The following is a 17,937-nucleotide window of genomic DNA, read 5'->3' on the forward strand; positions in this document are numbered from 1 at the left end:
GCCGGATCGGTCGGCTTGCTTTCTCGGGAGCCTCAATCCAGACTGCATCCCTGGATTGAAAAAACGTCTTCGAACTGTGCCGCGAATGCACAGGCACCCGCCGATCGAAAGCATGTCATGCGTCCGAGCGAAATTGCGATCTCGAACTATCGCTCCATTCGGCGGCTCTCCATACCCATCCATCCCCTGTCGGTGTTTGTCGGCGAAAATGGAGTCGGCAAGTCCAATCTCTACAAGTCCTTATCGCTGTTGCGCGACGCGGCGACCGGTCAAATCACCCGCACGATCGCCGATGAAGGCGGATTGAATTCGGTCTGCTGCTCCGGCCTACGCAAACGAGGCGAAGATGGGCGGCTGCGGCTGTCGGCCACATTCGACAGCATGAGGTATTTCATCGAGCTCGGGTTTCCCAGCCCGCTTCAGGCCGCGTTTTCCGGCGAGCCGATGATCAAGGCCGAAATGATCGAAATGACGCGCGGCAAACGCACGGTCAAGCTGATGGAGCGGGTCAATTCGCTCATCAGCGTCCGCGGCGAGAGCGGCGCCTGGATCGCTCACAAGGATGCGGTGCTGCCGTCAGAGACCGCGCTTGCGGCTTTTTCCGATGGCAAGCAGTGCCCGGAAATCGACCTGATCAGAAATGCAATGCTGGGCTGGCGATTCTATCATGACTTTCGCACCGATCCGGCGTCACCGATACGAAAGCCTTGTCTCGCGATCGCAACGCCCTCGCTCAGCGCCGATGGCATCGATTTGGCTGCCACCCTGGCGACCCTCTACGTCATTCGGGAAGACGCCAACGACCTGCAGGACGCAATCCAGGATGCATTCCCGGGCGCCGAACTCCGCGCTTGGGAAGAAAATGGCAGGTGTGAATTCGATCTGCAATTGCCGGATATGCCGCGGCCGTTCAGGGCTCATGAACTATCCGATGGGACGCTCAAATACATCTGTCTGCTCGCGGTGTTCATGGGCTATCGGCTGCCGCCGTTCATCGCGCTGAACGAACCCGAGACCAGCCTGCATCCGTCGCTGCTGGCGCCGCTGGCCCGTCTCATCGCCAAGGCATCACGCCGCGCCGACATCTGGATCGTCACCCATTCGGAACAGTTGATGGACGCGCTGCGAAGCGAGAGTTCGGTCCCGCTTCGCCGGGTGATCAAGTCGAAAGGCGCCACGGCCATCGAGGGCCTGACCATCGGTGGTGAATATCGCGACGACGAACCCGACGAGGACGACGATTAGCCGCGGCAGATGGAGCCGTCGTGCTACTGCGGCCTACTTCCGCAAGATCTTCACCAATTCCCCGTGCACGAATTCATTCCCGCACACGACATTGCCCGTCACCAGCGCATCGCCCGGCGTGTCGATGTCGGTGATCGTGCCGCCCGCTTCGCGCAGCATGATCATGCCCGCCGCGATGTCCCAGGATTGCAAGTTGCGCTCCCAGTAGCCGTCGAGGCGGCCGGCGGCGACGAAGGCCAGATCGAGCGAGGCGGCGCCGAAGCGGCGCAGGCCGGCGACGCGCTCCTGCATCGCGGTCATCTCGCGGCGGAATTCCTCGTGGTCGCCGCGGCCGATATGGGGCAGGCCGCAGGCCACCACGCATTCGTTGAGCTGGCGGCGGCCGGCCACGCGCAGGCGCTGGTCGTTGAGGAAGGCGCCCTTGCCGCGCTCGGCGATGTAGAGCTCGTCATTGGCGGGGTTGTAGATCACACCGGCGATGATCGTGCCTTCGCGCGAAAGCCCGATCGAGATCGCGAATTGCGGGATGCCGTGCAGGAAGTTGGTGGTGCCGTCGAGCGGATCGACGATCCAGGTGTGGCTCTCGTCGGAGCCCTCGCGCGTGCCGCCTTCCTCGCCGATGAAGCCGTAACCGGGCCGCGCCTTGGCGAGATCCTGGTAGAGGATCTCCTCGGCGCGCTTGTCGGCCAGCGAGACGAAATTCGCCGGTCCCTTCAGCGAGACCTGGAGATGCTCGATCTCGCCGAGATCGCGCTTGAGGCTGCGGCCGGCGCGGCGCGCGGCCTTGACCATGACGTTGATAGTTGCGGAATACAGCATGAGCTCTGGTCTTGATCGGGGGAAATGGCGCGAAATCGCGCCTGTTTGAAGGATGGGGTGCCCTGCGAGGGGGCCAACGTCAAGTCATTGCTTCAGTTCATTCGGCGCCAAGTCATTTGGTCCCGAGCCATTTCCTGGCGGCAGCCTCGGCCTTGGCCCGGTCCTCGGGCGGCAAATCCGACAATTGCTTGTCCAGCTCCGGATCGCCCTTGCCGGCGGTCTTGGCCACCAGATGCCATTTAAAGCCCTCGACCTTGTCCACGGCCGTGCCCATGCCGTTGATCAGCACCCAGGCCAGCCGGTTCTGCGCGATCGCGCTGCCCTGGCGGGACGCCTTGCGGAGCAGGGCTACGGCCGCCGGCTGGTTCTTCGGCGTGCCGGTGCCGTTGAACAGTGCGATGGCGTATTCGACCTCGGCATCGACATTGTCGGTCAGAGTGGCGACCTGAAGCAGACGCACCGCCCGTTCCAGATCCTTCGGCACGCCAGTGCCTTCCTTGTAGAAGGTCGCGAGCGCGTATTGCGCCTCGGGCAGGCCGGCATCAGCGGCCTGGCGCAGCAGCTCGGCGGAGCGTTTGACGTCCTGCGGCAGGGTCTGCCCGTCGAGATAGAGCAGCGCGAGGTTATAGGCCGCCTTGGGCTCGCCGAGCTTGGCGGCGGACGCCATCAGCTTGACCGCCTCGTTCTTGTCGACCGGGCCGCCACGGCCGGAGATCCTCAGCATGGCGAGCGCGAACATCGCCTCGCGGTCGCCGGCGTCGGAGGCGCGCTTGTACCATTGCAGCGCCTTGGCATAGTCGCGCCGGATGCCCATGGCGTTGGAATAGAGCTCACCCAGCATGGTCATTGCCTTGGCATCGCCGGTTTCGGCACGGGCCGTGGCGAGATCGAAGGCGGTCTTGTACTGGCCGCGCTGATAGGCGCCGTACACCAGATCGACGTTGGGATTGTCGGCCGGAGGCGCCGGAATCACAGTCGCGGCCGGAGCAGGCTTTGGGGACGCTGAAGGCTTGGGGGAGGCTGAGGGTTTGGGCGCCGGCGCCGCTTCCTTCTTCTTGGTGATGGTGTGCGGCGTGGCCTTCGGCTTGTCCTTGGATTTCTCGGCCGAAGGGCTCGGCGTTGCCACGGGCGGCGTGATCCGGAGCTGCGCGGCCGCGGGCGGCGTCAGCAGCAGCAGCGTGGCCAGGAGGGTGATCCGCGGGAGCTTCATGTCGGGCGCTAGCCGTGCTCTTGACCCGCAGGATTTTGGCCTGCAAGCGCAGTCGCATGGGCCTTCTTGATAGCAGCATCTATCTCGACCAGCGCGGCCTTGGGTCCGCGCGGATCGGCCCAGATGAAGTCGCCCACCAGCACGAAATCGGCGCCGCTGACGGCGAATTCGTGGGCCTCTTCCAGCGAGATGGCAAAGCCGACGCAGGGCGGCTCGAACAGCTCGGCCCACCAGTCCAGCCGCTCGGCGATCGCTTGCGACGACGGCCGCTGGCCCTTTGCGTCGGGCTCGCCGAACAGCACGTAGTCCGCGCCGATCTCGCCCGCATCCATGGAATGGTGCCGCGTCGTCAGCCCGCCGACGCCCGCGATGCGGTCGGGCTTCAGCGATGGCAGCGCCTCCTTCAGCGCGGCGATGCCGGGCAGATGCGCGCCGTCGGCGCCGCCGCGTGCGACGAGCTCAGGATGGCCGTCGACGAGCAGCGCGGCGCCCGCTTTCTGAACCGGCGGCGCCAAGGCTTTGATCCGCGAGATCATGGTGCGCTGATCGGTCACCTTCAGCCGCAGCAGCACGGCCGCGACGTCGGCGGCGGCGAGCAGGCCAGGCAGCTCGGCCAGAAGCGAAGCGGGATCGTCGACGACAGGCGTCGCGAGATAAAGGCGCGGCGCCGGGCGCGGCGGAGGAGATTTGTTCGACAAGATCTAGGCCGCTTTCTTTTCCAGGCTGCTTTGCCATTCGCCTTTGGAGGCGAGGCCATTCATGCGCGCGCGGTGACTGAATGCGTTTTGTCCGGCCGCGACGTTCTCGGCCTTGCCCGACCAGGCCTTCTGCGGCGCGGCCTGGAGTGCGCGACCGTAGGAGAAGGTCAGGCCCCACGGCAGCGGGCCGAGCTTGTGCATGGCGTTGAGATGCGCCGTCGCCTCTTCATCCGACTGGCCGCCGGAGAGGAAGGCGATGCCGGGTACCGCCGCTGGCACGCACGCCCTAAGCAGCCGTATGGTCTTCTCCGCGACCTCTTCGACGGAGGCCTGCTTCGCGCACTTTTTGCCGGAGATGGCCATGTTCGGCTTTAGCACCATGCCCTCGAGCGCGACGCGCTGTACGCGCAATTCCTGGAACGTCTTGTTGAGCACGCGGCTCGTCACCTCATAGCAGCGGTCGATGTCGTGATCGCCGTCCATCAGCACTTCGGGCTCGACGATCGGCACGATCTGCGCGGCCTGGCACAACGCGGCATAGCGCGCCAGCGCGTGGGCGTTGACGCTGATCGCGGTCATCGAGGGAATACCGCTGCCGATGTCGATCACGGCGCGCCATTTGGCGAAGCGGGCGCCGCGCTCGTAATATTTCTTCAAACGCTCGGCGAGCTTGTCGAGCCCGACGGTGACGAGCTCTCCCGGGCACATCGGCAGGGGTTGCGTGCCCTCATCGACCTTGATGCCGGGAATGGCGCCGCTCTGTTCGATCAGCTTGACCAGCGGCGTGCCGTCCTTCGCGTTCTGCCAGATCGTCTCGTCGTAGAGGATGACGCCGGAGATGTACCGGCTCATGGCTTCGTTCGAGCGGAACAACATCTCGCGATAATCGCGGCGGTTCTCCTCGGTCGATTCCACGCCGATTGCGTCGAAACGCTTCTTGATGGTGCCGGAGGATTCGTCGGCGGCAAGGATGCCCTTGCCGGGCGCGACCATGGCGGCCGCGATCCTGTTGAGCTCAGTCAGATTCATCGAGATGTCCTCCCAAAACGATTCTGCCCTTGCCGGTGAAAATAGACCGTTCTCGGGCAAATGCCGAGTTAACGTTCGTCGCAGGGGCGCCGCTGTCATTCCGGGATGCGCCGAAAGGCGCAGGCCCGGAATCCATAACCGCAGGCTGTGGTCATGGATTCCGGGCTCACGCTCCGCGTGCCCCGGAATGACGGAAGGATGTGGTTGAGGCCTTACGCCACCTTCGGGGCGAGCTCGCCCTTGGCGTAGCGCTTGGCCATCTCGGCCGTCGTCAGCACCTTCTTGATCTTGGAGGCTTGGCCTGCGGCATTGAATTCCTGGAGCCGCTGCTTGCACAGCTTGGTCATCGCTTCCATTGCGGGCTTCAGGTACTTGCGCGGGTCGAACTCTTCCGGATTGTCCTTGAGCACTTTCCGGATCTGGCCGGTCATCGCCATGCGGTTGTCGGTGTCGATGTTGATCTTGCGCACGCCGTTCTTGATGCCGCGCTGGATCTCGGCCACCGGCACGCCCCAGGTCGGCTTCATCTTGCCGCCATAGGTGTTGATGATGTCCTGGAGGTCCTGTGGCACCGACGAGGAGCCGTGCATGACGAGATGCATGTTCGGCAGCTTGCGGTGGATCTCCTCGATCACGTTCATGGCGAGGATGTCGCCGTCGGGCTTGCGGGTGAACTTGTAGGCGCCGTGAGACGTCCCCATCGCGATCGCGAGCGCGTCGACCTGGGTCTCCTGGACGAACTTCACCGCTTCATCCGGATTGGTCAGGAGCTGGTCGTGGCTGAGCTTGCCCTCGGCCCCGTGGCCGTCTTCCTTGTCGCCCATGCCGGTCTCGAGCGAGCCGAGCACGCCGAGCTCGCCCTCGACCGAGATGCCGCCGAGATGGGCCATGTCGGTCACGGTCTTGGTGACGCCGACATTGTAGCCCCAGTCGCCGGGGGTCTTGCCGTCAGCCTTGAGCGAGCCGTCCATCATGACAGAGGTGAAGCCGGCCTGGATCGCGGTCATGCAGGTTGCCGGCTCGTTGCCGTGGTCGAGATGCACGCAGACCGGGATGTGCGGATAGATCTCGGTCACCGCGTCCATCATGTGCTTGAGCATGACGTCGTTGGCATAGGAGCGCGCACCGCGCGAGGCTTGGATGATGACGGGCGCGTCGACCTGGTTGGCCGCGTCCATGATCGCCAGCGCCTGCTCCATGTTGTTGATGTTGAAGGCCGGGACGCCGTAATCGTTCTCCGCCGCATGGTCGAGCAATTGACGCAACGTGATCCGAGCCATCTGTGTTTTTCTCCCGTTTGGGCCTGCAAGGCCACTGCTTGAAGGCGGCTGACGAATTGCCGACCGATTACTTGGTGCGCAGAACTTCGACGCCGGGCAGGGGCTTGCCTTCCATCCATTCAAGAAATGCGCCACCGGCGGTCGAGACATAGGTGAAATGACCGGCCACATGGGCCTGGTTGAGCGCCGCCACGGTGTCGCCGCCGCCCGCGATCGAGATCAGCTTCTTGGCTTTGGTGCGCTCGGCCGCGTGCTTGGCGGCGGACATCGTGCCGCGGTCGAATGGCTGCATCTCGAAGGCGCCGAGCGGTCCGTTCCAGACCAGCGTCGCTGCATCGTCGATCGCGGCATGGACACGCGCGATCGATTGCGGACCGACGTCGAGGATCATGCCGTCGGCCGGGATCGCGTCGAGGCCATAGGCGTGCGACGGCGCGTTGGCCGCGAAATGATAGGCGACGGTGGCGTCGACCGGCAGGATGATGGCGCAGTTGGCGGCTTCCGCCTTTTCCATGATGCGCAGCGCGGTCGCGGCGAGATCCTTCTCCGCCAGCGACTTGCCGATGCCGACGCCCTGGGCGTGCAGGAAGGTGTTGGCCATGCCGCCGCCGATCACCAGCGCGTCGACCTTGGTCACCAGGTTTTCGAGCAGGTCGATCTTGGTCGAGACCTTGGCACCGCCGATGATTGCGATGACGGGCTTGGTCGGTGAGCCCAGCGCCTTCTCCAGCGCGACCAGTTCGGCCTGCATGGTGCGGCCGGCATAGGCGGGCAGCTTGTGGCCGAGGCCTTCGGTCGAGGCGTGGGCGCGGTGCGCGGCCGAGAACGCGTCGTTGACCCAGATGTCGCCGAGTTTTGCGAGCTCCGCGACAAAGGCGGGATCGTTCTTCTCTTCCTCTTTGTGGAAGCGGGTGTTTTCCAGACAGAGGATGTCGCCGTCCTTCAGTCCGGCAACGGCCTTGGCTGCGGGCTCGCCGATGCAGTCGTCGGCGAAGGCGACGGGCTTCTTCACGACCTTGGCGAGCGCCTCGGCAACGGGCTTGAGCGAGTCCTTGGCATCGCGCCCTTTCGGCCGGCCGAAATGCGCGAGCAGGATGACCTTGCCGCCCTTGTCCGAGATTTCGGTGATGGTCGGCGCAACGCGCTCGAGCCGGGTCGCGTCGCTGACGCGCCCGTTCTCCATGGGCACGTTGAGATCGACGCGCAGCAGCACGCGCTTGCCCTTCACGTCGACGTCGTCGAGGGTGCGGAATTTGTTGGTCATCTCTGGGCTCTCTTGTCCCGGGCCTCTAGGAGGTCATTCCGGGCGCGCGCACAGCGCGAACCCGGAATCTCGAGATTCCGGGTCTGGTCCTTCGGACCATCCCGGAATGACGAAACAGCTGCGGAGTTAGATCACCTTCGCCATCGCGACAGCGGTGTCCGCCATGCGGTTCGAGAAACCCCACTCGTTGTCGTACCAGGACATCACGCGCACCAGCGTGCCGTTCTGCACCTTGGTCTGGTCCATGTGGAACGTCGAGGAGTGCGGGTCGTGGTTGAAGTCGATCGAGACGTTCGGCGCGGTGGTGTAGCCGAGGATGCCCTTGAGCTGCTGCTCGGAGGCACGCTTCATCGCCTCGTTGATTTCCTTCGGATCGGTGGCGCGCTTGGCGACGATCTTGAGGTCGACGACCGAGACGTTCGGGGTCGGCACGCGGATCGCGACGCCGTCGAGCTTGCCCTTCAGTTCCGGCAGCACGAGGCCGATCGCCTTGGCGGCGCCGGTCGAGGTCGGGATCATCGACATCGCAGCCGCGCGGCCGCGATAGAGATCCTTGTGCATGGTGTCGAGTGTCGGCTGGTCGCCGGTGTAGGCGTGGATCGTGGTCATGAAGCCGGTCTCGATGCCGACCAGGTCGTTCAGCACCTTGGCGATCGGCGCAAGACAGTTGGTGGTGCAGGAGCCGTTGGAGACGACCAGATGTTCCCGGGTCAGCGTGTCGTGGTTGACGCCGTAGACGATGGTGGCGTCGGCGCCGTCGGCGGGCGCGGACACCAGCACGCGCTTGGCGCCGGCGGTCAGATGCGCGGAGGCCTTGTCCTTCGAGGTGAAGATGCCGGTGCATTCCATCGCGATGTCGATGCCGAGATCCTTCCAGGGCAGCTTCGAGGGATCGCGCTCGGCGGTCACCTTGATCTTGTTGCCGCCGAGGCTGATCGTGTCGCCATCGACGGTCACGGTGCCGGGGAAACGGCCATGGACGCTGTCGAAGCGAAGCAGATGGGCGTTGGTTTCGACCGGGCCGAGGTCGTTGATGCCGACGACCTCGATGTCCTTGCGGCCGGACTCAGCGATGGCCCGCAGGATGTTGCGGCCGATGCGGCCAAAACCGTTGATTCCGACGCGGACTGCCATGTTTCGTCTCCTTCAATGACCGTTGTCATCCCGCACAACGCGCTAGCGCGCCTGCAAGGGTTTTTTTAGGGCGGACGCCCGGTTCGGCCGGGCGGGGCTTGATCATATGAGAGTTAGGTAGTCCTTTTTTTCGGCAATCTCAACTCTCAGGAAACGCGTTTCAGAACGGCGTTAACCGCGGCCTCGGCGGTAATGCCAAAGTGCTGGAATACCTTGTTGAGAGGGGCGCTGGCACCGAAGGAGTGCATGCCGATAAATTCGCCATCCTGGCCGATCACGGCGTCCCAGCCCCAGCGCACGGCGGCCTCGATCGCGACCTTGACCGGGGCGTTGCCGATGATCTCGTCGCGGCGCTCCTTTGGTTGCGCTAGCAGGAGCTCGAGCGAGGGAACCGAAACCACCCGGGTCGGAATGCCGCGCTCGGCGAGCTGCTTCTGGGCGGCCACGGCCATCTCCACTTCGGAGCCCGAGGCGAACAGCGTCGCCTTGGCTTCGCCTTGGGCGGCGACCAGTTCGTAGGCACCAAACCGGCAGGGGCTCTCGTTCGGTGCGGTGGTGCGCAGTTGCGGCAGGTTCTGCCGGGTCAGCGCCAGCACTGTCGGGCCGTCGATGCGGTTGAGCGCGAGCTCCCAGCACTCGGCAACCTCGATGGAATCGCAGGGACGGAACACGCGCATGTTGGGAATGGCGCGAAGCGCCGAGAGATGTTCGACCGGCTGGTGGGTCGGGCCGTCTTCGCCGAGACCGATGGAATCATGGGTCATGACGTAAACGACCCCGGTCCCCATCAACGCGGCGAGCCGCATCGCGGGCCGCGCGTAGTCCGTGAACACTAGGAAGGTCGCGCCGTTCGGTGCAAAACCGCCGTGCAGGAAGATGCCGTTCATCGCCGCGCACATGCCGTGTTCGCGGATGCCGTAATGGATGAAGCGGCCCTTCGGCGTCTTGGCCGAGAACGCGGTTGCCGACTTCGCCTTGTTGTTGTTGGAGCCGGTGAGGTCGGCCGAGCCCGCCAAAAATTCCATCGGCATCGCGCCGGCAATCACTTCGATCACGGCTTCGGAGGATTTGCGGGTCGCCGCGGTCATCGGCTTTTCCAGCAGCTCCTTCTTGTAGCCTTTGAACGCCTTCGCCAGCGCGGCCGGGCGCTCGTGGCGCAGGCGACGCTCGAACTCGGCGCGCTTGCGGCTGCCGAGTTCACCGAGCCTTGCTTCCCATTCCTGTCGTGCCGCCGCGCCACGGCTGCCGGCCGCGCGCCAAGCTTTCAGCACGTCGTCGGGCACCGAGAACGGCTCCAGCGAAATGCCGAGATTTTCCTTGGCCGCCTTGAGCTCGTCGGCACCGAGCGCTTCGCCGTGGACCTTGTTGGTGCCGGCCTTGTGCGGGGCGCCGAAACCGATGGTGGTGCGGCACGCAATCAGCGTGGGCTTGTTTGATTTCTGCGCGCGCGTGATCGCGGCGGCGATTGCGGCCTGGTCGTGGCCGTCGATCTTCTCGGCCGCCCAACCCGCCGACTTGAAGCGCTTCACCTGGTCCACGGAATCGGAGATCGAGGTCGGACCGTCGATCGAGATGCCGTTGTCGTCATACAGCACGATGAGCTTGTTGAGCTTCCAGTGCCCGGCCATCGCGATCGCTTCCTGCGACACGCCTTCCATCAAATCGCCGTCGGAAGCGATCACATAGGTGTGGTGATCGACGATCTTCTTGCCGAATTCGGCGGCGAGCATCTTCTCGGCGAGCGCCATGCCAACGGCGGTGGAAATGCCCTGGCCGAGCGGACCGGTGGTGGTCTCGATGCCCTTGGTGTGGCCGTGCTCCGGATGTCCGGGTGTCAGCGATCCCAGCTGGCGAAAGTCCTTGAGCTGGTCGATCGTCATCTCGGGGCTGCCGATCAGATACAGCAGCGAATAGATCAGCATTGAGCCGTGCCCGGCCGAGAGCACGAAGCGGTCGCGGTCCGGCCAGTCCAGCGCGGCGACGTCGAATTTCAGGAATTGCGTGAACAGCACGGTCGCCATGTCGGCGGCGCCCATCGGTAGGCCCGGATGACCCGATTTCGCCTTCTCGACGCCGTCCATGGCAAGGCCGCGGATCGCATTGGCCATACGGTTGTGATCGACCTGCGTCATGTCTGAAAATCCGTCTGAAATGAGGCGCTTGTGGCTGGATTCGCCGCGCCGGAAGGAGCCTTTCGGCCGCTGGGGTCGCGGCTGGGATAGCATCTCGGTTCCGGCAGGCCAAGGCAATCAAACGCCGGTTTGGCCGCAAAAGTTGCTTACGGCATGATCCGGAAAAGTGGAGGCCGGTTTTCCGGCCAGATCATGCCCGGCAGGAACTGATAGATCGGGGTGAAGCCCATCCCGATCTATCAGTGCATAGTTTCGTGGCGGCGTTGCGCTCCGCTAGCTTGCCACGTAAATTTCTGCTTCTAACCGCTTGCCGAACCGAGTCTTTTGCCGGACGGCAAGCTCCAAGGTAAATGCCCAAAGGAAAAGCCCAAGGGCAAGGCCACAGGTTCCGCCGCTGACTGCATGAACGATCGCGTATCCAACAGCTCTGCCATGACCGAGTCCTCGGCCGTCGAGATCGAGATCGCGACCCGCAGGCTCATGGCGGCGCTCGACTCGCTCGAAAGCGCGGTGGAGCGGCGGCGTGACGCCGATCGCGACGAGAACGAGCTCGCGGCGCGGATTCAGGCGCTGGGCGCGGACCGCTCGCGGCTTGCCGACGAGCTCGACGGCGCGCTGGTGAAGGCGCGCAAGCTCGAGCGCTCCAGCCGCGAGATCTCCGATCGGCTGGATTCCGCGATCGTCACGATACGTTCGGTGCTCGATACCGGAGAGGACGGATGAGCCACATCAACGTCACCATCAACGGCCGGCAATACCGCATGGCCTGCGAGGAAGGCCAGGAGGTGCGGCTGCTCAAGCTCGCCGAAAGCCTGGAGACGCGGATTCAGTCGCTGCGCGGAAAGTTCGGCGAGATCGGTGATGCCAGGCTCACCGTGATGGCGGCGCTGACCGTCTGCGACGAATTGGTTGACGCCGGCAACCGCATCCGGACCATGGAGCAGGAGCTGACCGAATTGCGGGATTTCCGCAACGCCGCCGTCGAGCGCGCCCGCTTGACCCAGACCGCCGTCGTGAACGCACTGAACTCTGCGGCCGAGCGCATCGAGAAGTCGACCCAGGTCCTGAACCGGACCGTCGGCAACGGGATCGCCATCGGCTGACCCTTCACCGGGCTGGCGATTCGTCAGTATCGTTGTTACATTGCCCGAGCGAGGCTGCGACGCGCGTCAGGAGCCATTATCCCCGGGGCCTTATCGATCCTTTAGGGAACTGTCCCTGGCCGGGCCCGTGGGCTCGGACATATGGTGCCCACCTACTTTCGTAGGGAACTCCGGGATCGAGTGCTTCAACGGCGTTCGCGGCTTCGCACTTTTGTTTGCTTGGCAATGCGTTCTTGTCGAATGGCCCACGACAAACCGGCAGTGTCATGCCCCGGCTTGACCGGGGCATCCAGTACGCCGCGGCGTCGACGTTTGATTACTGGCGTCTCTGGAATACTGGATCGCCCGCCTCCGCGGGCGATGACGGCGGAGCAAGGCTCAGCCTTCGGAGCAAGCGCGCATGACCAACACCAAAGCCGAACTCCGTGCCAAGGCCCTCGCGGCGCGCGATGCGCTGAGCGAAAAGAAACGCACCGCGGCCGCCGCCAAGCTCGCCAAGCGCGGGCTGCCGTTCCAGCTCCTGCCTGGCAGCATCGTCTCGGGCTATTCGCCGATCCGCAGCGAGATCGATCCGATGCCGCTGCTGAAGAAGCTCGCCGAGCAGGGTGCCAGGCTGGCGCTGCCTTGCGTCACCGCCCGCGGCCAGGCACTGATCTTCCGCGTCTTTCATCCGAACGATCGCCTGATGCTCGGCCCGCTCGGCATTCCCGAGCCGTCGCCTGGGGCCGCTGAAGTCATTCCCGACATCATGCTGACGCCGCTCGCTGCCTTCGATCGTCTCGGCCATCGCATCGGTTATGGCGCGGGGCATTACGACCACACTTTCGCGCATCTGCGAAAAGCCAAGACTATCGTCGGCATCGGGCTCGCTTTTGCAGCGCAGGAGATCAAGGCGGTTCCGGCACTATCCCACGACGTAGCGCTGGATTATGTGCTAACGGAATCGGACGTATTCGATTTCCGGAGTTCTGAAGTTGCGCATTCTGTTCGTGGGTGATGTCGTCGGCCGTGCCGGGCGCAATGCCATCGCCGAATATCTGCCCGGCATGGTCAAGGACTGGTCGCTCGATCTCGTCGTCGTCAACGGCGAGAATTCCGCCGGCGGCTTCGGCATCACGGAAGCGATCTATCAGGAGTTTCTCGACGCCGGCGCCGACGCGGTGACGCTCGGCAATCACTCCTGGGACCAGCGCGAAGCGCTTGTGTTCATCGAGCGCGCCGAGCGCCTGGTGCGGCCGGCGAACTATCCGCGCGGTACGCCCGGCCGCGGCGCCGCATTGGTCGAGACCAAGAACGGCAAGCACGCGCTCGTCGTCAACGCTTTGGGCCGCGTCTTCATGACCCCGTTCGACGATCCCTTCGCAGCGCTGGAGCGCGAGCTCGGTGCCTGTCCGCTCGGCGTTGCCGCGGACGCCATCGTCGTCGATTTCCATTGCGAGGCGAGCAGCGAGAAGCAGGGCATCGGCTTCTTCTGCGATGGCCGCGCCAGCCTCGTCGTCGGCACCCACACCCATGTGCCGACCGCCGACCACCAGATCCTGTCGGGCGGCACCGCCTACATGACCGATGCCGGCATGACCGGCGACTACGATTCCATCATCGGCATGCAGAAGGAGGAGCCGCTGCGGAGGTTCACGTCAGGGATCCCGTCGGGGAGGTTCGAGCCGGCAGCGGGTGCCGCGACGCTCAGCGGCGTGGCCGTGGAGACGGATGATGCGACGGGGCTAGCACTGCGCATCGCGCCGGTGCGCGCGGGCGGCCGGCTGGAGCCCGCGACGCCGAAATTCTGGTTGAGCTGAAGCGACAAATTCAGTGTCGTCCCGGCCTAGTGCGCAATTGCGCACGGGGGCCGGGACACATAACCCCAGGGAGTAGTGTGAGGCACAGCTCCCACTCCGAATCTTCGCCAAACGACTTCCTGTGGGTATGGGTCCCGGATCTGCGCTCCGCTCCGCTGCGCTTGTCCGGGACGACAGTAGAGATTGACGCGCGATTGCGCATCAATCCCGCTGCGCCACTACTCCGCCGTCTGCTCCCTCAACTCCGCAACATCCTTCGCCGTGAGCTTCGAGCCCTTCGTCCCGAACCGCGCCGTGACGTAATTCGCGACCGCGGCAATCTCGTCATCGCTATACGTCTTGCCGAACGCGGGCATCGACAGTGCCCCATCCGGCGTGTGGCGCTTGGTGCCTGACAGCACGATCTGCGCGACGTTGGTGGCGGCGGGGTCGTTGACGGCCCAGGTGCCGGTCAGCGTCGCCATCGGCGAGACCGGGCTCTCGCCGCTCCAGCCATGGCAGCTGGCGCAGGCGCTGGCGAACATCTTCTTGCCGCGCGCGTCCGCCGTGACACCGTCCTTGTGCGAGGCGGGCGCAACGGGTGCGGTGGTTGCGGGCAGGTCGGGCGAGGGCTGCGGCGGCACGCTGCGCAAGTACGCGACGATGCTGCTTATGTCCTCAGGCGCGAACTGGCTGAAACTGTGGTCGACCGCTTCACCCATCGGACCCGACGCCGAGCCGTGGCCCGGCGCATGGCCAAGCGACAGATAGGAGATCAGGTCCTCGTCGCGCCAGTTCCCGAGACCAGTGGCCTTGTCGGAGGAGATGTTGAAGGCGCGCCAGCCGGCCGTGATTGCGCCTGCGAATTTCTTGCGGTTGTCCAACGCAAAGCCGAGATTGCGCGGCGTGTGGCATTCGCCGCAATGCGCCAGCGCCTCCACGAGATAGGCGCCGCGATTCCACTCCGGGCTCTTCGACGTATCCGGCGCAAAGCGCGTGTCGGGATTGAACACGGCCGACCAGACAATCATGGCCCAGCGCTGGTTGAACGGGAACGACAGCGTGTTCTCGGGCGGCTTCGCACGCACCGCCGGCAGGCTGAACAGATAGGCCTTCACTGCCAGCACGTCCTCGTCGGTCATGTAGGTGTAGGACGTGTACGGCATCGCCGGATAAAGCCGGGCGCCGTCATGGCGCTTGCCGCGCTGGACCGCGTTGAGGAAATCCTGGTCGCTGTAATTGCCGATGCCGGTGTCCTTGTCCGGCGTGATGTTGGTCGAATAGAGCGTGCCGAACGGCAGCTTGAAGCCGAGCCCGCCGGAATAGTCCTTCTCGCCCGGCTTGCTGTGGCAGACCATGCAATCGGCCGCCTTCGCGAGATATTCGCCGCGCTCGACGATGCCAGCCTTCTCCAGCTTCGCCGGCACGCCGGCCGGCTTGCCCGCGCGATAATCCGCCAGCGCCACCTTGGGGCCGCCGGCGAAGTCGAGCGGGCCGGGGCCGCGGATGAACCAGACGCCGAGTCCCGCCAGCACGATGGCGATCACGACGATGCCAGTGAGGATACGCATCTTGCCGCTCATGCCTTTTTCCCCGCAGCCAGCAGTTTCTGATCGATCGGCAGGCGCCGCAGCGCCACGCCGGTTGCCGCGTAAATGGCGTTGCGCAGCGCCGGCGGTCCAGCATTGACGCCGGCCTCACCGATGCCGCCGGGCGCCTCGCCGCTCTTGACGACGAAGACCTCGATCTTCGGAGTCTCGTTGATGCGCATCATGCGGTAGTCGTGGAAGTTCGACTGCTGCACGCGGCCCTTCTCGATGGTGATCTCGCCATAGAGCGCGGCGGTGAGGCCGAACACTAGCCCGCCCTCGATCTGCGCCTTCACCGTATCAGGATTGACCGCGATGCCGGTGTCGACCACCGAGGTGATGCGGCGGAGCACGATCTCGCCGATATCGTCGATCTCCGCTTCCACCACGGTGGCGAGGAAGCTTGCAAACGACGGCTGGACGCAGACGCCGCGACCGACGCGCGGTGGCAGCGGTTGGCCCCAGCCGGATTTCTCGGCCGCGAGATTGAGCACCGCGAGCATGCGCGGATTCTTCGTCAGCATCGAGCGGCGGAATTCGACCGGATCCTTGCCGGCCTTGCGCGCGAGCTCGTCCATCGCGCATTCGACCGCGAACACGTTGTTGTTCGGACCGACGCCGCGCCAGAAGCCGGTGGGCACCGCCGGCGGTTCGGCGCGGACATATTCGACATGGAAGTTGGCGAAGTCGTAGGGCGCATCCACCGCGGCATCGACCGCGTCGATGTCGATGCCTTTCTGGAACGCCGGCGGCAGCCAGCGCGCCAGCACGGCGGAGCCGGCGACCTTATACTTCCAGGCCGCGACCTTGCCGTCGACCAGCGACGCCGTGACCTGGTCGCGGTAGACCGGGCGATAGACGTCGTGCTGGATGTCCTCCTCACGAGTCCATATCACCTTGACGGGATAGTCGACCTGTTTTGCGATCTTCACGGCGGCCACCACCATGTCCGGCTCGAGCTTGCGGCCGAAGCCGCCACCGAGCAGATGCTGGTTGACGATCACCTTGTCGACCGGGAGGCCCGCGGCCTTCGCCGCCTCCGACTGCACGCGCGTCATGATCTGCGTCCCGGTCCAGATCTCGCAGGCATCCGGCCTGACGTGAACGGTGGCATTGATCGGCTCCATCGAGGCGTGCGCCAGGAACGGCAGTTCGAAGCTCGCCTCGAACCTGTCGCCGCTCGCGAGCCCCTTGGCGATGTCGCCGACCGATTTCGCGACCACCCCATCTTTCTCGCTGGCGGCGCGCAGATGCTGCCAGATGTCATTTGTGCTGAGCTTCGCGTTCGGGCCCTCGTTCCACTCGATCTTGAGTGCATCGAGGCCTTTCTTGGCGGCCCACATGTGGTCGCCGATCACGGCGACCGTGTCCTCGAGCACCACGACCTTGCGCACCCCCGGGATTTTCACAGCCGCACTGTCGTCGACCTTGCCGACCTTGCCGCCGAAGACCGGGCAATTGGCGATCGCGGCGATCTTCATGCCGGGAAGGATCGCGTCGATGCCGTAGACGGCCTTGCCGTTGACCTTGTCCGGCGTGTCGAGCCGCTTCAGGGGCTGGCCGATGATCACGAAATCCTTGGGGTCCTTGAGCGGCACGTCCTTCGGCGGCGTCTTGCCCTGTGCGGCCAGTGCCAGTTCGCCATAGCCGAGCTTGCGGCCGCTTGCGGCGTGCACGACCTCGCCTTTTGACGCGGTGCAGCTTGCAGGCTCGACCTGCCATTGCGTCGCTGCGGCCTGCACCAGCATCGCGCGCGCGCTGGCGCCGGCAGTGCGCAGCGGCTTCCACCAGGCACGAATCGAGGTTGAACCACCCGTGGCCTGCAGGCCGAAGGCGGGATTGGCGTAGAGCTGGTCGTTGGGCGGCGCGTGCAGCACCGCGACCTTTGCCCAATCCGCGTCGAGCTCTTCGGCCAGGATCATCGAGATCGAGGTATAAATGCCCTGGCCCATCTCGACCTGCGGCATGATCAGGACGGTGCGGCCAGTGTCTTCGATCCGGATGAAGGCGTTCGGGGCGAACTTGCCATCGGTGGTGTCACGCGGCTGCTCCGGTTCGTTGACGGCGGCGCGCAGCGGCAGATGGAAGGCGAGCAGGAATCCGGTCGCGAGACCGCCAGTTAGCAGCGAGCGGCGGGAAACGTCGGGAAGAGTCTTGTCTGCGATCATGGCGGACCTCATGACTGGCGGCCGGAGGCGGCCTGCTTGATGGCCTCGCGGATGCGCACATAGGTGCCGCAGCGGCAGATGTTGCCGGCCATCGCGGCGTCGATGTCGGAATCGTCAGGGCTGGGCGTTGCCGCCAGCAGTGCCGCGGCCGCCATGATCTGGCCGGACTGGCAGTAGCCGCACTGGATCACTTCGGCATCGAGCCAGGCCTTTTGCACCTTTGCGCCGGCCGGCGTGCTGCCGACATGCTCGATCGTGGTGATGGCGCGGTTCGCGACCGCGCTGACCGGCAAGACGCAGGAGCGGACTGCCTTGCCATCGACGTGCACGGTGCAGGCGCCGCACTGCGCGATGCCGCAGCCGAATTTGGTGCCGGTCATCCCGAGGACGTCGCGCAGGACCCACAGCAGCGGCATTTCAGGTGGCGCGTCGAACGATTTCGTTTCGCCGTTGATGGTGAGAACAGTTGCCATATGCATCCCCTTGCT

Annotated in this window: 16 protein-coding genes and 1 other RNA gene; 6 read left to right on the forward strand and 11 right to left on the reverse strand. The window is 64.8% G+C overall.

Annotated features, from left to right (window positions below):
* The first annotated feature begins 117 nt into the window (after positions 1-117).
* Complete coding sequence (locus ABIC03_RS28895; protein ID WP_354063215.1) at positions 118-1,245, forward strand: AAA family ATPase; 1,128 nt, start codon at positions 118-120, stop codon at positions 1,243-1,245.
* A gap of 33 nt (positions 1,246-1,278) precedes the next feature.
* Here ABIC03_RS28895 and ABIC03_RS28900 read toward each other — a convergent pair whose 3' ends face one another.
* The 8 genes from ABIC03_RS28900 to tkt form a co-directional block, all read right to left on the reverse strand.
* On the reverse strand, positions 1,279-2,064 hold the full coding sequence (locus tag ABIC03_RS28900; RefSeq protein WP_354063082.1) for an inositol monophosphatase family protein: 786 nt from the start codon (positions 2,062-2,064) through the stop codon (positions 1,279-1,281).
* Positions 2,065-2,176: 112 nt separating this feature from the next.
* Entirely contained in the window at positions 2,177-3,274 is a 1,098-nt protein-coding gene (locus ABIC03_RS28905; protein ID WP_354063084.1) for a tetratricopeptide repeat protein, read from the reverse strand.
* A gap of 8 nt (positions 3,275-3,282) precedes the next feature.
* Complete coding sequence (locus ABIC03_RS28910; RefSeq protein ID WP_354063086.1) at positions 3,283-3,972, reverse strand: thiamine phosphate synthase; 690 nt, start codon at positions 3,970-3,972, stop codon at positions 3,283-3,285.
* Between the two features lie 3 nt (positions 3,973-3,975).
* A complete protein-coding gene (locus tag ABIC03_RS28915) occupies positions 3,976-5,001 on the reverse strand; it encodes a class I fructose-bisphosphate aldolase (RefSeq protein WP_354063088.1) in 1,026 nt (341 codons plus the stop codon).
* Positions 5,002-5,213: 212 nt separating this feature from the next.
* On the reverse strand, positions 5,214-6,281 hold the full coding sequence (fba, locus tag ABIC03_RS28920; protein ID WP_354063090.1) for a class II fructose-bisphosphate aldolase: 1,068 nt from the start codon (positions 6,279-6,281) through the stop codon (positions 5,214-5,216).
* Positions 6,282-6,348: 67 nt separating this feature from the next.
* Positions 6,349-7,545 (reverse strand): phosphoglycerate kinase, encoded by a 1,197-nt coding sequence (locus tag ABIC03_RS28925; protein ID WP_354063092.1) that lies wholly within the window; start codon positions 7,543-7,545, stop codon positions 6,349-6,351.
* A gap of 126 nt (positions 7,546-7,671) precedes the next feature.
* Complete coding sequence (gene gap / locus ABIC03_RS28930) at positions 7,672-8,679, reverse strand: type I glyceraldehyde-3-phosphate dehydrogenase (protein ID WP_027515515.1); 1,008 nt, start codon at positions 8,677-8,679, stop codon at positions 7,672-7,674.
* 146 nt (positions 8,680-8,825) lie between these two features.
* A complete protein-coding gene (tkt, locus tag ABIC03_RS28935) occupies positions 8,826-10,811 on the reverse strand; it encodes a transketolase (RefSeq protein ID WP_275174301.1) in 1,986 nt (661 codons plus the stop codon).
* Positions 10,812-11,213: 402 nt separating this feature from the next.
* On the opposite strand from tkt, the gene ABIC03_RS28940 reads away from it, so the two are divergent.
* From ABIC03_RS28940 to ABIC03_RS28960, 5 genes are all read left to right on the forward strand, one after another.
* Positions 11,214-11,534 carry a DUF4164 domain-containing protein gene (locus ABIC03_RS28940; RefSeq protein ID WP_026232773.1) on the forward strand — a complete coding sequence of 107 codons (321 nt, stop codon included), beginning with the start codon at positions 11,214-11,216 and terminating at the stop codon, positions 11,532-11,534.
* Positions 11,531-11,914, forward strand: a complete 384-nt coding sequence (locus ABIC03_RS28945) for a cell division protein ZapA (protein WP_007599950.1) — start codon at positions 11,531-11,533, stop codon at positions 11,912-11,914. Before ABIC03_RS28940 ends, ABIC03_RS28945 begins: the two co-directional genes overlap by 4 nt.
* A 48-nt stretch (positions 11,915-11,962) precedes the next feature.
* Positions 11,963-12,122: non-coding RNA, 6S RNA (gene ssrS / locus ABIC03_RS28950), on the forward strand.
* A gap of 192 nt (positions 12,123-12,314) precedes the next feature.
* Positions 12,315-12,911, forward strand: coding sequence for a 5-formyltetrahydrofolate cyclo-ligase (locus tag ABIC03_RS28955; RefSeq protein ID WP_354063095.1), 597 nt, complete (start codon positions 12,315-12,317; stop codon positions 12,909-12,911).
* Positions 12,889-13,713, forward strand: a complete 825-nt coding sequence (locus ABIC03_RS28960) for a TIGR00282 family metallophosphoesterase (protein ID WP_275174298.1) — start codon at positions 12,889-12,891, stop codon at positions 13,711-13,713. The genes ABIC03_RS28955 and ABIC03_RS28960 overlap by 23 nt, the downstream gene beginning before the upstream one ends.
* Positions 13,714-13,931: 218 nt before the next feature.
* Here ABIC03_RS28960 and ABIC03_RS28965 read toward each other — a convergent pair whose 3' ends face one another.
* The 3 genes from ABIC03_RS28965 to ABIC03_RS28975 are packed head-to-tail and all read right to left on the reverse strand — an operon-like array spanning position 13,932 to position 17,922.
* On the reverse strand, positions 13,932-15,275 hold the full coding sequence (locus ABIC03_RS28965; protein ID WP_354063098.1) for a c-type cytochrome: 1,344 nt from the start codon (positions 15,273-15,275) through the stop codon (positions 13,932-13,934).
* Entirely contained in the window at positions 15,272-17,449 is a 2,178-nt protein-coding gene (locus ABIC03_RS28970) for a xanthine dehydrogenase family protein molybdopterin-binding subunit (RefSeq protein ID WP_354063100.1), read from the reverse strand. Before ABIC03_RS28970 ends, ABIC03_RS28965 begins: the two co-directional genes overlap by 4 nt.
* A gap of 8 nt (positions 17,450-17,457) precedes the next feature.
* A complete protein-coding gene (locus tag ABIC03_RS28975) occupies positions 17,458-17,922 on the reverse strand; it encodes a (2Fe-2S)-binding protein (RefSeq protein ID WP_275174292.1) in 465 nt (154 codons plus the stop codon).
* Between the last annotated feature and the right edge of the window lie 15 nt (positions 17,923-17,937).

It is taken from the genome of Bradyrhizobium sp. RT6a, from assembly GCF_040547675.1.
Classification (GTDB): Bacteria; Pseudomonadota; Alphaproteobacteria; order Rhizobiales; family Xanthobacteraceae; genus Bradyrhizobium.